Annotated in this window: 13 protein-coding genes and 2 pseudogenes; 9 read left to right on the top strand and 6 right to left on the bottom strand. The window is 71.2% G+C overall.

Annotated elements, in window-relative coordinates; genetic code table 11:
* The first annotated feature begins 20 nt into the window (after positions 1-20).
* Entirely contained in the window at positions 21-980 is a 960-nt protein-coding gene (gene cysK, locus CJ022_RS02600) for a cysteine synthase A (protein WP_101925140.1), read from the top strand.
* 221 nt (positions 981-1,201) lie between these two features.
* Here the strand turns inward: cysK and CJ022_RS02595 are convergent, their stop codons facing one another.
* On the bottom strand, positions 1,202-1,684 hold the full coding sequence (locus tag CJ022_RS02595) for a hypothetical protein (protein WP_101925139.1): 483 nt from the start codon (positions 1,682-1,684) through the stop codon (positions 1,202-1,204).
* A gap of 108 nt (positions 1,685-1,792) precedes the next feature.
* Here CJ022_RS02595 and CJ022_RS02590 point away from each other — a divergent pair, with 108 nt between their 5' ends.
* The gene (locus tag CJ022_RS02590; protein WP_101925138.1) at positions 1,793-2,311 is read left to right on the top strand and encodes an O-acetyl-ADP-ribose deacetylase; all 519 of its coding nucleotides are present in this window, start codon (positions 1,793-1,795) and stop codon (positions 2,309-2,311) included.
* Between the two features lie 87 nt (positions 2,312-2,398).
* Here CJ022_RS02590 and CJ022_RS02585 read toward each other — a convergent pair whose 3' ends face one another.
* The 5 genes and pseudogenes from CJ022_RS02585 to CJ022_RS02565 form a co-directional block, all read right to left on the bottom strand.
* Complete coding sequence (locus CJ022_RS02585; RefSeq protein WP_101925137.1) at positions 2,399-3,409, bottom strand: class I fructose-bisphosphate aldolase; 1,011 nt, start codon at positions 3,407-3,409, stop codon at positions 2,399-2,401.
* A 90-nt stretch (positions 3,410-3,499) separates the two neighbouring features.
* The gene (gene pyk, locus CJ022_RS02580) at positions 3,500-4,984 is read right to left on the bottom strand and encodes a pyruvate kinase (protein ID WP_101925251.1); all 1,485 of its coding nucleotides are present in this window, start codon (positions 4,982-4,984) and stop codon (positions 3,500-3,502) included.
* Between the two features lie 391 nt (positions 4,985-5,375).
* Positions 5,376-6,017 carry an HAD-IA family hydrolase gene (locus CJ022_RS02575; RefSeq protein ID WP_101925136.1) on the bottom strand — a complete coding sequence of 214 codons (642 nt, stop codon included), beginning with the start codon at positions 6,015-6,017 and terminating at the stop codon, positions 5,376-5,378.
* Positions 6,014-7,189, bottom strand: a complete 1,176-nt coding sequence (locus CJ022_RS02570; RefSeq protein WP_101925135.1) for a phosphoglycerate kinase — start codon at positions 7,187-7,189, stop codon at positions 6,014-6,016. Before CJ022_RS02570 ends, CJ022_RS02575 begins: the two co-directional genes overlap by 4 nt.
* Positions 7,190-7,603: 414 nt before the next feature.
* A pseudogene (locus CJ022_RS02565) lies at positions 7,604-8,475 on the bottom strand (type I glyceraldehyde-3-phosphate dehydrogenase).
* Positions 8,476-8,720: 245 nt separating this feature from the next.
* Here CJ022_RS02565 and CJ022_RS02560 point away from each other — a divergent pair.
* From CJ022_RS02560 to CJ022_RS02530, 7 genes and pseudogenes are all read left to right on the top strand, one after another.
* The gene (locus tag CJ022_RS02560; RefSeq protein WP_101925134.1) at positions 8,721-9,341 is read left to right on the top strand and encodes an OmpW/AlkL family protein; all 621 of its coding nucleotides are present in this window, start codon (positions 8,721-8,723) and stop codon (positions 9,339-9,341) included.
* A gap of 48 nt (positions 9,342-9,389) precedes the next feature.
* Positions 9,390-10,199, top strand: a complete 810-nt coding sequence (locus CJ022_RS02555; protein WP_101925133.1) for a S1/P1 nuclease — start codon at positions 9,390-9,392, stop codon at positions 10,197-10,199.
* Between the two features lie 97 nt (positions 10,200-10,296).
* Positions 10,297-10,860 (top strand): hypothetical protein, encoded by a 564-nt coding sequence (locus CJ022_RS02550; RefSeq protein ID WP_143703860.1) that lies wholly within the window; start codon positions 10,297-10,299, stop codon positions 10,858-10,860.
* Between the two features lie 21 nt (positions 10,861-10,881).
* A pseudogene (gene modA / locus CJ022_RS02545) lies at positions 10,882-11,648 on the top strand (molybdate ABC transporter substrate-binding protein).
* Positions 11,649-11,678: 30 nt separating this feature from the next.
* Positions 11,679-12,371: a molybdate ABC transporter permease subunit gene (gene modB / locus CJ022_RS02540; RefSeq protein ID WP_101925250.1), complete on the top strand. Its 693-nt coding sequence runs from the start codon at positions 11,679-11,681 to the stop codon at positions 12,369-12,371.
* Entirely contained in the window at positions 12,371-12,997 is a 627-nt protein-coding gene (locus CJ022_RS02535) for an ATP-binding cassette domain-containing protein (protein ID WP_101925131.1), read from the top strand. Before modB ends, CJ022_RS02535 begins: the two co-directional genes overlap by 1 nt.
* Before the next feature lie 57 nt (positions 12,998-13,054).
* Complete coding sequence (locus tag CJ022_RS02530) at positions 13,055-13,612, top strand: flavin reductase family protein (RefSeq protein ID WP_425490832.1); 558 nt, start codon at positions 13,055-13,057, stop codon at positions 13,610-13,612.
* The last annotated feature ends 185 nt before the right edge of the window (positions 13,613-13,797 follow it).

Genomic DNA, 13,797 nt, shown 5'->3' with positions numbered 1-13,797 from the left:
GCCTTCGCAAGGGTTCCCCCATGGCCCTGTACGACAGCATTCTCGACACGATCGGCGGCACGCCCGTCGTCCGCCTGCACCGGCTCGCCCCGGCCAACGTCACCCTGTACGCCAAGGTCGAATCCTTCAACCCCGGTGGCTCGGTCAAGGACAGGCTGGCGCTGGCGATCATCCTCGACGCCGAACAGCGCGGCGTGCTCAAGCCGGGCGACACCGTGGTCGAGGCGACCTCCGGCAACACCGGCGTGGCGCTGGCAATGGTCTGCGCCGCGCGCGGCTACAAGTTCGTCGCGACGATGGTCGAGACCTTCTCGATCGAACGCCGCAAGCTGATGCGCGCCTACGGCGCCAAGGTGATCCTGACGCCGGCCGCCGAGCGCGGCAGCGGCATGGTGCGCAAGGCGAAGGCACTCGCCGAGCAGCACGGCTGGTTCTGGGCCAGCCAGTTCGAGAATCCGGCCAATCCTGCCTACCACCGGCAGACGACCGCGGCCGAGATCCTGCGCGATTTCGCCGGGCGCCGGCTCGACCATTTCGTCACCGGCTGGGGCACCGGCGGCACGCTGACCGGCGTCGGCGAAGTGCTGCGGGTCGCGCGGCCCGAGGTCGAGATCGTGACCTGCGAACCTTCCGGCGCCGCGCTGCTGCAGGGCAAGGAATGGGCGCCGCACAAGGTCCAGGGCTGGACGCCGGACTTCGTGCCGGGCGTGCTCAACCGCGACGTCGCCCACCGGGTGCTGTCGATCGACGATGCGGATTCCATCGAGACCGCGCGCCGGCTGGCACGCGAAGAGGGCATCTTCGTCGGCATCTCGGCCGGTGGCACCCTCGCCGCCGCACTCGAGGTCGCGAAGACCGCCGCCGACGGCGCGGTGATCCTGACGATGCTGCCCGATACCGGCGAACGCTATCTGTCGACGCCGCTGTTCGAAGGCGTCAACGAAGGGTCCGACGACGACTGGCTCGCAGGCCTGCCGTGAACCGCCTGACGCCCCGCGCGATGCGTGGGGCGTCCGTTCTTTCCCCGCGTCGTTCGACACATGATCCCGTCACGGAAGCGTCGCTGGCGTGCAGCGGTTCCGCGCGGATCTGCTCGCTTCGCATCCACATGTTCTGGCGGCCTGCCCGCGTGGGCGCGGCGCAATATCGCGCCCCGTCCTTCGCAGGCCTCTGCCGCGCCTGACGACGCGGAGGCCTGGCGTCAGGCCAGCCGCCAGAGCCCGAACCCGACGGCCACGACGAGCAGCGCGGCCACCCAGCCGACCCAGCCGTAGCGGCCACTGTCGCCATGGACGACGGTTTCGGTGCGCGCCTGTTGCAGCAGCGGCGAGGCATGCCGCCGCACCGCGTCCTCGGCTTCCGCCTCGCTCAACCCCGGCCGGGTCTCGCGCAGACGCCTTGCCGCATCGACGGTGTTGCCGGTCGCGATCTTTGCCGCGACCGCGCTGGGCAGGGTCGCGTCGCCGACCGGCGCCGCCGCGTCGGACCGCGCGTAGCGGTCGTCGTCACCGAACGTGGCGGCGGAGTGGCGCGCGAGGTGGCCGAGCGCGTCGCGCGCGGCACGTGCGTCGAGCCCGGGATTGGCGTCGCGCAGGGCCTGCATCGCCTCGACCGGCTGCCCCCGGCGCAGGGCGTCATGGACCGGTAAAGGCACGTGCAGGCGTTGGTCGGGCGGCGTGGACATCGGCGTTCCTCGACGTGGACACGGCCACCAGCCTAGGCGACGCGGAGTGAGGCACCGGTCAGCGCGCCCGGCATCCACCGCTCACGCATGCACTGCCAGACTGCGCCGATGACGCTGATCGACGCACGCCTCCAGGACATCACCCGTTGCGACGTCGACGCCATCGTCAATGCCGCGAACGAGGCCCTGGCCGGTGGTGGGGGCGTGGACGGGGCGATCCAGCGCGCTGCCGGGCCGGCCCTGCTGGCCGCCTGCCGCGCGCTGCCGCCGGTGCGTGCCGGCGTGCGTTGCCCGACCGGCGAGGCCCGTATCACGCCGGGCTTCGCCCTGCCCGCGCGTCACGTGATCCACACCGTCGGCCCCGTCTGGCGGGGCGGCGAGGCAGGCGAAACGGCCTTGCTGGCGGCGTGCTATCGCCACAGCCTGGCGCTGGCGGCCGCGCACGGGATCGCGTCGATCGCGTTTCCGGCGATCAGCTGCGGCGTCTACGGCTTTCCGCCGGACCAGGCCGTGGCGATCGCGGTCGCGGAAGTCCGCGCCTTCCCGCATGCGCCGGCGTCGGTGCTGTTCTGCTGCCACGACGCGGCGATGCTCGCGCGCTATCGCGAGGCGCTGTCCACCGACTGACGCACGGCCGGACGCGCCGGATCGCGGCTCCACGCGGCAGAACGCCGGCACGGGGCCGGCGTTCCGATCACGCAGCGGGCCTGGACCTCAGCCGCCCTTCTGCCACTTGCCCTGCGCGGCGAGGCCGTTGTCGCGGGCGCGGGCGAACACCGTCGCCTGCGCCTTGCCGACGTTGTTGGCCAGGTCCTGCGACCACAGCTTCAGCGCCGCCGACTGCATCGCACGTCCGTAGGAGAACGACAGCGGCCAGGGGTTCGGCCCCATGCGGTTCATCGCATCGAGATGCGCGGTCGAGGCTTCATCGCTCTGGCCGCCCGACAGGAACACGATGCCCGGCAGGATCGCCGGCACGGCCGACTTCAGGCACATCAGCGTGGCTTCGGCGACCTCGTCGATGTCCGCCGATTCGCCGCTGTCCTGGCCCGGCAGCACCATCGAGGCCTTGAGTATCGTGCCTTCCAGCGCGACGTTCTGGTTGTACAGCGCATCGAACACGGCCCGCAGCGTGACCTCGGTGACCTCGTAGCAGGTCTCGATGTCGTGGCTGCCGTCCATCAGCACTTCCGGCTCGACGATCGGCACCAGGCCCTGCTCCTGGCACAGCGCGGCATAGCGTGCGAGCGCGTGCGCGTTGGTCTCGATGCAGGTGCCCGACGGGGTGTCCTCGCCGATGCGGATGACCGCGCGCCACTTGGCGAAACGCGCGCCCAGCTTGTAGTACTCCTCGAGGCGCGCGCGCAGGCCGTCGAGGCCTTCGGTCACGGTCTCGCCCGGGAAGCCGGCCAGCGCCTGCGCGCCCTTGTCGACCTTGATGCCCGGCAGGATGCCCTGCTCGGCCATGTACTTGGCGAACGGCTTGCCGGCCTTCGTCGACTGGCGGATGGTCTCGTCGAACAGGATCGCGCCGCTGACGTAGTCCGAGAGGTTCGGCGTGGTCAGCAGCAGCTCGCGATAGGCGCGACGGTTTTCTTCGTTATTCGGGATTCCCACGCCTTCGAAACGCTTGGCGAGCGTGCCCGTCGATTCGTCGATCGCGATGATGCCCTTGCCCGCGGCGACCAGGGCCTGGGCGGTTTCGGCAAGCTGTTCGATGCTCATGTCGGGGGATTCGGCTGCGGGAAAGGAGCGCGATTATAGCCCGCGCTCCCACCCTGCCCCGGCGCGGACGACCCGTCCGCGGGAAACCGCTTACAGCTCGCCGAGGCCTTCGGCGCGCCCGTCTTCGCCGACCTGCAGCAGGCGCAGGGTATTGGTCGCGCCGTGGGTTTCCATGTGCTCGCCGCTGGTGAACACCACGCGCTCGCCGGAGCCGAGGAAGCCGCCCTCGACCAGCAGACGCACGCTGCCGCGCGCCGCTTCGCGCGGGGTCTGGCCGCGGCTGTCGTAGTCGAACGGGAACACGTCGCGCATCAGCGTCATGCGCCGGCGGGCGCCGTCGTGGCGCGAGAACGCATAGATCAGCGCACCGCCGCGGAAGCGCGACAGATAGCGCGCGGTACCGCCGGATTCGGTCATCGCCACGATCGCGCCGACGCCGATGTGCTCGGACAGGAACATCGCCGCCATCGCGATCGCCTGGTCGGCGCGCTCGAGGTTGCGCTGGGCCTTGCTGAAATCGGTGTCGTGGGCGAACTGGCGCTCGGCGCCGACGCAGATCCGCGCCATCGCCTCGACGGCGCGCACCGGGTAGGCGCCGGCCGCGGTCTCGGCCGACAGCATCACCGCGTCGGTGCCGTCGATGACCGAGTTGGCGACGTCGAGCACCTCGGCGCGCGTCGGCATCGGGCTTTCGACCATCGACTGCAGCATCTGCGTCGCGGTGATGACCACTTTGTTGCGCGCCAGCGACTCGCGGATGATCTTCTTCTGCAGGCCCGGCAGCTCGGCATCGCCGATCTCCACGCCCAGGTCGCCACGCGCGACCATCACCACGTCGCTGGCGTCGATGATCTCGGCCAGGTTGTCAATCGCCTCGGTGCGCTCGATCTTCGACACCAGCGCGGCGTCGCAGCCGTGCGCGCGGGCGATCGAGCGGGCCTCCTCCATGTCGGCCGCGTTGCGGCAGAACGACACGGCGATGAAATCCACGCCGATGTCGGCCGCGACCTTGATCAGGTCGCGATCGTGATCGGTCAGCGCGCCCAGCGACAGGCCGCCACCCTGTTTGTTCAGGCCCTTGCGGTTGGACAGCACTCCGTCGTTGAGCACCGTCGTGACGATGCGCGCGCCGTCGACCGCCGCCACCTGCAGCTGCACCAGGCCGTCGTCGAGCAGCAGCACGTCGCCGGGCGCCACGTCGTGCGGCAGGCCGAGATAGCTGACGCCGACCTGGTCCACGGTGCCCGGAGGCGCCGCTGGATCGGCCAGCAGGTCGAAACGCGCGCCGGCTGCCAGCTGGACCTTGCCGTCGGCGAACTTCTCGATGCGGATCTTCGGGCCCGGCAGGTCGGCGAGGATGCCGACCTCGACGCCCGCGCGCTGCGCGGCATCGCGGACCGCCTCGGCGCGCACGCGCTGCGATTCCGGGTCGCCGTGGGAAAAGTTCAGGCGGACCGCGTTGACGCCGGCGGCGATCAGGGCGTCGAGCACGCCGGGCGCGTCGGTCGCGGGGCCCAGCGTGGCGAGAATGCGGGTGCGGCGACGATGCGGCGCAACGGTCGTGAGTTCGTTCATGGTCATCCCCAGATCTTATTGTCCACCGGTAGTCATGCGCACGTTGCAGGGCAACATGGAAACGGCGCCCCGATCCCCCGGCGCGCCGTGTCCGAAGCTTACTGCGAAATTCCGCGCGCGGCGCAATGCCGCGGGCCACGCGCGGTCGAGGCACGCGAAGCGATGCTCCGGGCGACTCGGGCGGCAGTGCATCGCCGGCCATCCCTCACGACCAGAGGCCAGGAGTCGATGCCGGCACGCGCATTCGCGGCAGCAATGCCGCGTGCGGGAAGCAGAGGCCGCGCCGGTTTGCGGCATCGGCATTGCGCTCCATGTCAGCGATCGCACCGACACGCGCGCCCGCCGACCCCGACGCCTGCGACGTTCAGGCGCGCACAGCGTCCTGCCGCGTTCAGGCGAGCGCCGCCGCCAGCGCCGCTGGCGACGCGACGGTTTCCGCGGCGCCCGCCTCGCGCAACTCCGCTTCGGCGCCGAAGCCCCAAAGCACGCCCACGGCGCGCATGCCGTGCTGGCGCGCGCCTTCCATGTCGTAACGCCGGTCGCCGATCATCACCGCGCCCGTCGCGTCGAGCGCGAGCCGCGACAGCGCCTCGGCGATCAGTTCGCGCTTGTAGCGGCGCGTGCCGTCGTCGCTGGCGCCGACCACGGTCTCGAAGGCCGCGCCGAACGGCAGCGCCTCGACGATGCGCCGCGCGGCGCCCTCGTTCTTCGACGTGACGACCGCCAACCGGTGGCCGGCGGCCTGCAGCGTGGCGATCGCCTCGGGCATGCCGGTGTAGACCGAATGCTCGCGCCAGCCACGCGCGTCGTAACGTTCGCGATACAGCGCGACCGCCCGTTCGGCGCGGGCACGATCGCCATCGAACAGCGCATCGAAGCTGTCGCGCAGTGGCGGGCCGATCCACGGCAGCAACGTCTCGCGGGGCAACGGCGGATGCCCCAGCGCCTCGAGCGTATACGCGATACCGCCGAGGATGCCCGGCTCCGAATCGATCAGCGTGCCGTCGAGATCGAAGAACAGCGCCTGGGTCACGCGCCGCGGGCGTCGAGCGCCGCGACCGCCGGCAGCGTCTTGCCTTCGAGGAATTCGAGGAACGCGCCGCCGCCGGTGGAGATGTAGGACACGTCATCGGCGATGCCGTACTTGTCGACGGCCGCCAGCGTGTCGCCGCCACCGGCGATCGAGAACGCCTTCGACGACGCGATCGCGCGCGCCAGCGCCTCCGTGCCCTTGCCGAACGCGTCGAACTCGAACACGCCGACCGGACCGTTCCAGACCACGGTGCCGGCCTCCTTGATCATCGCGGCGTAGCGCCTGGCGGTGTCCGGGCCGATGTCGAGGATCATGTCGTCGGCGTCGACCGCATCCACTGCCTTGACGGTGGCCGGCGCATCGGCGGCGAACGCAGATGCGACGACGACGTCGGTCGGCACCGGAATCTCGGCGCCGCGTGCCCTGGCGTCGGCCATGATCTGCGTCGCGGTATCGAGCAGGTCGGTCTCGACCAGCGACTTGCCGACGCCGTGGCCCAGCGCGGCGATGAAGGTGTTGGCGATGCCGCCGCCGACGATCAGCTGGTCGACCTTGCCGACCAGCGACGACAGCAGTTCGAGCTTGGTCGACACCTTGCTGCCCGCGACGATCGCCAGCAACGGCCGCGCCGGCGCGTCGAGCGCCTTGGCCAGCGCATCGAGTTCGGCCATCAGCAGCGGGCCGCCCGCGGCGGTCGCAGCATGGCGGATCACGCCATGCGTCGACGCCTGCGCGCGGTGCGCGGTGCCGAAGGCATCCATGACGAACACGTCGCACAAGGCGGCGTATTTCTTCGACAACGCCTCGTCGTCGTCCTTCTCGCCGATGTTCATGCGGCAGTTCTCGAGCAGCACCAGCTGTCCCGGCGCGACCTCGACGCCGTCGACCCAGTCGCGCACCAGCGGCACGTCGATGCCGAGCAGTTCGGACAGCCGCGCGGCTACGGGGGCGAGCGAATCGGCCTCGCTCCAGCTGCCTTCCTTCGGCCGGCCGAGGTGCGAGGTCACCATGACCGCCGCACCCTTCTCCAGCGCGTATTTCAACGTCGGCAGCGATGCGGTGATGCGCTGGTCGGAGGTGACCTTGCCGCCGTCGACGGGAACGTTGAGGTCCTGCCGGATCAACACACGTTTGCCGGCCAGGTCGAGATCGGTCATGCGGACAATAGTCATGGGCTCTGGACTCTCTTGAATGATCGGAATGATGTGCGCCATGCCATCCCTGGCGTGACATGACTGCAGTCGCAGACACCTGCCCGGCCATCCATGGCCGGGCGCTCGCCGCGCGGTCTGCCTGACGGCAGTCCGCTCAGACCGGCTCGCCCTGCCGGATCAGCACGCGCTTGCCGGAGAGGTCGAGGTCGGTCATGCGGACGATGGTCATGGGCACTGGGCTCGCTGGAGTCGGAAGGAGAACGCGTGTGCGTCCGTCGCCCATTGTCCGCGCTGCGCCCGCAGGCAGGCAAACGTCTGCAGGCGCGCGCTCCGACAACGCGATGCCAGCAACCCCGGCGCCGGTGTCGCCCGGGCCAAAAAAGAAGCCCCGCTTGCGCGGGGCTCCGGTCTCACTCGGCGGCAGCGGACCGCTTACTTCGCCGCGACCACGCGGACCATCTCCAGACACTTGTTGGAGTAGCCCCACTCGTTGTCGTACCAGCTGACCAGCTTGACGAAGGTCGGGTCCAGCGCGATGCCGGCTTCGGCGTCGAATACCGAGGTGCAGGTCTCGCGACCACCGACACGTCGGACGTCGGCACGCGGAAGCTCATGCCGGTGAGCTTCTTGTTGAGTTCCGGAATCACCACGCCGACCGCCTTGGCCGCACCGGTCGACGACGGAATGATGTTCTCGAGGATGCCGCGGCCGCCGCGCCAGTCCTTGTTGCTCGGGCCGTCGACGGTCTTCTGCGTCGCGGTCGCCGCATGCACGGTGGTCATCAGGCCGCGCTTGATGCCCCACTTGTCGTGCATGACCTTCGCGATCGGCGCCAGGCAGTTGGTGGTGCACGAGGCGTTGGAGATGATCGCCTCGCCGGCGTAGGTCTTGTCGTTGACGCCGAACACGAACATCGGCGTGTCGTCCTTCGACGGCGCCGACAGGATCACCTTCTTCGCGCCGGCGTCGATGTGCTTCTGCGCGGTGTCCTTGGTCAGGAACAGGCCGGTCGACTCGATGACGACGTCGGCGCCCACTTCGTCCCACTTCAGGTTGGCCGGGTCGCGCTCCTGGGTCAGGCGGATCTTCTTGCCGTTGACGACCAGCGTGTTGCCCTCGACCGACACGTCGCCCTTGAAGCGGCCGTGCACCGAGTCGTAGGACAGCATGTAGGCCAGGTAATCGGGTTCGAGCAGATCGTTGATCGCGACGATCTCGATGTCGCCGTCGAAGTTCTCCACCGCCGAGCGCAGCACGTTGCGGCCGATGCGGCCGAAGCCGTTGATGCCTACCTTGATCGCCATGAATCCGGACTCCTGCATCCGCGCGGTGCGCGGGCTAGTTGGGAAGAAACGTTGGGAGCGCGCGCATCACGCCAGGCTCGACGCGCGGCGCCGGTCCCGGCAACCCGCGCATTTTAGCAGGCGCGTCCTGACGGCGCCCGACGCTGGCCGCAGGCGCGCACGGCGGCCGGCGCGCATTGATTCCGATCAAGGCGCCCGCGCGCCGGGATGCCGACACTGCGGCCACTCTCCGACGGATCCTCTCCATGCGCCTGCTGTCCCTCGCGTTTCTCGCCGCCACGACCACCGGCGCCTGCCTGCCGGTCCACGCCCAGTCCGCCGGCGACTGGACCCTCGCCGTCGGCGCCCACCATGTCGATCCCAGGTCGGGCAACGGGCGCCTCGCCGGCGGCAGCCTGCCGCTGTCGATCGGCGGCAGCACCCGGCCGACGATCGCAGCGGAATACTTCGTCCGCGACGGTCTGGGCCTCGAGCTGCTCGCGGCGCTGCCGTTCCGGCACGACATCGCCGTCGACGGGCTCGGCAGGGTCGGCAGCACGCGGCACCTGCCGCCGACCCTGTCGCTGCAGTACCACGGCCACCGCGGCGGTACGGTGTCGCCACTGTTCGGCATCGGCGTGAACTCCACGACGTTCTTCGGCGAAGACACGACCGGCGCGCTCGCCGGGACGCGACTGCAGCTCCGCGATGCCTGGGGCCTGGCCGCGCATGCCGGCCTCGACATCCGGCTCGGCGCCGGCAGCCGGCTCCGCCTCGATGCCCGCTGGATCGACATCGACACCGACGTGCGCGTCGATGGCGTCCCTCTCGGCACCGCGCACCTCGATCCGCTGGTGTACGGCGCGGCCTACGTCCGGACGTTCTGAGCACAGCGTGCATCACGGCCCGGCACAGGCGGCCGGTAGAATCGCCGCATGCGCCGATTCCTGTGTGTCACCGTCCTGTTCGTTTCCGCCGCCGTCTCCACCTCCGCCGCCGCGTGGGGCGGCATGGGCCACCGGCTCGTCGCCGGGCTGGCGACGCCCGACCTCACGCCGTCGACCCGCGCGCAGGTCGATGCGCTGCTGGCCGGCGAACCCGAGCCGACGCTGACCGGCATCGCGACCTGGGCGGACGCGCTGCGCGCCAACGATCCCGACCTCGGCCGACGCTCGGCGCCGTGGCACTACGTCAACATCGCGCCCGCGTGCCGTTACGACGCCGCACGCGACTGCCCCGGCGGCGACTGCGTGGTCGAGGCGATCCGCACCCAGAGCGCGATCCTCGGCGACCGCACGCGCTCGAAGGCCGATCGCCTGCAGGCGCTGAAATTCGTCGTGCACTTCGTCGGCGACGTGCACCAGCCGATGCACGCGGGCTACGGCCACGACAAGGGCGGCAACGATCGCCAGATCAACTACCGCAAGCGCGGCACCAACCTGCACGCGTTCTGGGACAGCGGCATGCTCAATACGCAGTCGCTGCCGGAATCGGCCTGGGTGACGCGGCTGCAGGCGTTGACGCCGGCGCCCGCCGTTGCCGGACCACTGCCGCCGCAGGCGGGCGCCTGGGCGGAAGCCGCCTGCGCGATCGCGGTGCGGCCGGGCGTCTATCCGCGCCGCGCCCGCATCGGCGACGACTATGTCGACACCCATCTGCCGCTGGCCGAACAGCAGTTGCGCGACGCCGGTGCGCGCCTGGCGCAGCTGTTGAACGCGACGCTCGATCCGCCGGCCGTCCCCTGACGCAGCCCCGATCCTGCGCCGGACCGGCCGCGGTTCACGTGCGTCGTGCGCGGCGCGCGTTTAGGCTGCGTCGCATGCCTGCGATCCGCGTCCCCTGATGCCAATCCATTGCCACGCGCCCGCTCGCGTGCCGGCCCTCGCGCTGCTGCTGGCGCTGGCCGGCTGCGCGACCGTGCCGGTGCCGGCACCCGCTCCCGCGCCGGTGGCATCGACGCTCGACCGCGACCCGACACTGCGCGCATCGGCGCCGCGCGCACCGGTGCTCGCATCGCCTGTCGTCGTGCCGCTGGATCCGGACACGCGGGCGCGCCTTTCGCGCGAGCCGGTGCAGGCGACGGTGCGCGGCGCGACGCTCGACTGCGCCGGCACGTCGCTGTTCGCCCTGCTGCGCGCCAGCGGCGTCGTGCCGGGGGCGCCGCTGGCCGGCGCGCACTTGACGCGCTACGTGCTGGTCACGGGACGCGACGGCGACCGCGTGGTGTTCTCGCTGGGCGAACTCGATCCCACGCTCGGCCACCGCCGCGTGTATCTGGTCGACCGCTGCGAGGGGGGGCCCTCGGACGCCGCAGCCGGCGCGCCGCGCCTGGTGGTCGCGGACGACAGCCGCGCCGCACGCGGCGTGTCCCAGGTCGTCGCCATCACCGTCATCGTGGCGCCCTGACGCATGCGCAGCCCGACCGTCATGCCGACGCCGCGAGCCCGCGCGCTCACGCGCGCCGCGCTGCGCCTGCTGGCGTTGGCCGCGCTGCTGGTGGCGACGGCGCGCGTTCTGCCCGTCCGCGCCGCCGACGCCGCCGCCCCGCTGACCGTGTTCGCCGCCGCCAGCCTCAAGGAATCGATGGACGCGGCCGCCGCGCGCTACCGCCAGGACACCGGCCAGCCGTTGCGGGTGTCGTACGCGGCGAGTTCCGCGCTGGCCCGGCAGACTGGATGGACTGGCTGCAGCAGCGCCGGCTCATCGATCCGGCGTCGCGCCGCGATCTGCTCGGCAACACCCTGGTGCTGGTCGCCCCGGCGCGCAGTCGCGCGCAGCCGTTCCGGCTCGATGCACGCAGCGACCTGTTGCCGCTGCTCGGTCCGCGCGGGCGCCTGTCGCTGGCACTGACGGCCAGCGTGCCGGCAGGCAAGTACGCGAAGGCGGCCTTCGTGTCGTTCGGCAGCTGGACCGCCCTGCAGCCGCGCATCGCCGAATCCGACAGCGTGCGTTCGGCGCTGGTGCTGGTCGCGCGCGGCGAAGCGCCGCTGGGCGTGGTCTACGGCAGCGATGCGCGCGCCGAGCCGCGGGTCAAGGTGCTGGCGACGTTCCCGGAAGACAGCCACCCGGCGATCGTCTATCCGGTCGCGCGGGTCGCCGCGAGCCGGCATCCGCAGGCCGCCGCCTTCGTGCGCTGGCTCGATGGCGATGCCGCCTCGGCGATCTTCCGCGCGCACGGCTTCACGATCCGCTGACCGCGCATGTCCGCGTCCGCGCTGCCCCTGCTGTCCGCGTTCACGCACGACGAGCTCGTCGCGATCCGCCTGAGCCTGCGGGTCGCCGCCGTCGCCGCGCTCGCCAGCCTGCCGTTCGGCGTCGCCATCGCCTGGCTGCTGGCGCGCAGGCGCTTCGTCGGCAAGTCGCTGCTCGACGCCCTGGTCCACCTGCCCCTGGTGCTGCCGCCGGTCGTCGTCGGCTATGCGCTGCTGGTGCTGCTGGGCGGCAACGGCACGATCGGCGCATGGCTGGACACGACCTTCGGCATCTCCGTCGCCTTCCGCTGGACCGGCGCCGCGCTGGCGAGCGCGATCATGGGCTTCCCGCTGATGGTGCGGACGATCCGCCTGTCGATCGAGAATGTCGACCGGCGCCTGGAGCAGGCCGCGGCGACGCTCGGCGCCAGTCCGCTGCGGGTGTTCTGCACGATCACCCTGCCACTGGCGTGGCCGGGCCTCGTCGCCGGCGCGGTGCTCGCATTCGCCAAGGCACTGGGCGAATTCGGCGCGACGATCACCTTCGTCTCCAACATTCCCGGCGAAACCCAGACCGTGTCGTCGGCGATCTACGGGCTGATGCAGGTGCCCGGCGGCGATGCCGGCATCTGGCGGCTGGCCGCGGTCGCAGTGGCGATCTCGCTGGCGGCGCTGCTGGCGTCCGAATGGCTGGTGCGGCGCACCCGGCCCGAGGCGCACGACTGATGCTGGTGATCGACATCACCCTGCAGCGCGGCAGATGCCGGCGAACCGTCCGCATCGACGCGCCGCAACGCGTGCTCGCGTTGACCGGGCCGTCGGGCGCCGGCAAGACCAGCGTGCTGCATGCGATCGCCGGGCTGACGCGGCCGCGGGCGGGGCGTATCGAGATCGACGGCCGCGTGCTGTTCGACAGTGCCGCGCGCATCGACGTGCCCGCGCACCGGCGGCGCGTCGGCTACGTGTTCCAGGATGCGCGGCTGTTCCCGCATCTCGACGTGCGCCGCAACCTGCGCTACGGCCGCCACGTGGGCGCGTCCGACGATGATGATGGCGCGTTCGCGTTCGACCACGTGATCGCGCTGCTCGGCATCGAGGCATTGCTGGCACGGCGTCCGGCCAACCTGTCGGGCGGCGAGGCGCAACGCGTCGCGATCGGCCGCGCCCTGCTCGCGCGGCCCGCGCTGCTGCTGCTCGACGAACCCTTGTCGTCGCTCGACCAGGCCCGGCGCGAAGAGCTGATTCCCTACCTGCAGCGCGTGCGCGACGAGACCACGCTGCCGATGCTCTACGTCAGCCACACCGCCGACGACGTGCGCCGCATCGCGGATGCGGTGCACACGCTGGACTGAGCGCGCGACGCGACGTTCACCGCCGACCTGCGGCAATCGCAGCCCCGTCCTCCGGTCATCCGCATGCCACGCACCCGCGCGATTCCGCCCGACCAGACCCGCCGTTTTCTCGAACCCGGCCCGGTGGTGCTGCTGTCGACCGCAGCGAAGGGCGAGCGCGGCATCATGACGCTGGGCTGGCACATGATGCTGGGCTACGACCTCGTCGGCACCTACATCGATCCCGGCAACCGCAGCCACGCACTGGCGCGCGCCGGCCGCGAATGTGTCATCAACCTGCCGACGGCGGACCTGCTCGACACCGTGGTGCGCATCGGCAACTGCAGCAGCGCCGAGGGCGACAAGTTCGACCGCTTCGGCCTCACCGCCCTCGAAAGTCACGCGGTCGCGGCGCCCGGCATCGGCGAATGCCATGCGCGTTTCGAGTGCCGCCTGCAGGAGACCCGGATCACCGCCGATTACCCGCTGTTCGTCTGGCGCGTGGTCGCGGCGCACGCGGCGACGCGACCGAAATGGCCGCGCACCCTGCACTACCGCGGCGATGGCCGGTTCATGGTCAGTGGCGACGAGCGCTCGCGGCGGGCGCTGTTCACGCCGGAGATGCTCGAGGCCTGAGTCCGGGCGCCATGACCGGACGGGCGTCGAGCACGCGCGTGCAGCCGTGATGCAATGCACCCCGTCCCGGAGTGACCCGAAGGCCCGCACTCCGGCCGTCGCGCCAGGAACAGACGCAGCGGCGATGCCGTGTCCGGCCGCACGCGCTGCCATCGCCGGCCGTGGCGACGCGCACGCCCGTGGCG

The sequence above is a fragment of the Luteimonas rhizosphaerae genome, from assembly GCF_002849595.1.
In the GTDB taxonomy this organism is placed as follows: Bacteria; Pseudomonadota; Gammaproteobacteria; order Xanthomonadales; family Xanthomonadaceae; genus Luteimonas; species Luteimonas cellulosilyticus.
This window is presented reverse-complemented; position numbering and strand designations above follow the sequence as displayed.

Coding starts and splice junctions, on each gene's coding strand:
- cysK (WP_101925140.1), top strand. CDS start 21: ATGGCCCTGTACGACAGCATTCTCGACACGATCGGCGGCACGCCCGTC.
- CJ022_RS02595 (WP_101925139.1), bottom strand. CDS start 1,684: ATGTCCACGCCGCCCGACCAACGCCTGCACGTGCCTTTACCGGTCCAT.
- CJ022_RS02590 (WP_101925138.1), top strand. CDS start 1,793: ATGACGCTGATCGACGCACGCCTCCAGGACATCACCCGTTGCGACGTC.
- CJ022_RS02585 (WP_101925137.1), bottom strand. CDS start 3,409: ATGAGCATCGAACAGCTTGCCGAAACCGCCCAGGCCCTGGTCGCCGCG.
- pyk (WP_101925251.1), bottom strand. CDS start 4,984: ATGAACGAACTCACGACCGTTGCGCCGCATCGTCGCCGCACCCGCATT.
- CJ022_RS02570 (WP_101925135.1), bottom strand. CDS start 7,189: ATGACTATTGTCCGCATGACCGATCTCGACCTGGCCGGCAAACGTGTG.
- CJ022_RS02560 (WP_101925134.1), top strand. CDS start 8,721: ATGCGCCTGCTGTCCCTCGCGTTTCTCGCCGCCACGACCACCGGCGCC.
- CJ022_RS02555 (WP_101925133.1), top strand. CDS start 9,390: ATGCGCCGATTCCTGTGTGTCACCGTCCTGTTCGTTTCCGCCGCCGTC.
- CJ022_RS02550 (WP_143703860.1), top strand. CDS start 10,297: ATGCCAATCCATTGCCACGCGCCCGCTCGCGTGCCGGCCCTCGCGCTG.
- CJ022_RS02535 (WP_101925131.1), top strand. CDS start 12,371: ATGCTGGTGATCGACATCACCCTGCAGCGCGGCAGATGCCGGCGAACC.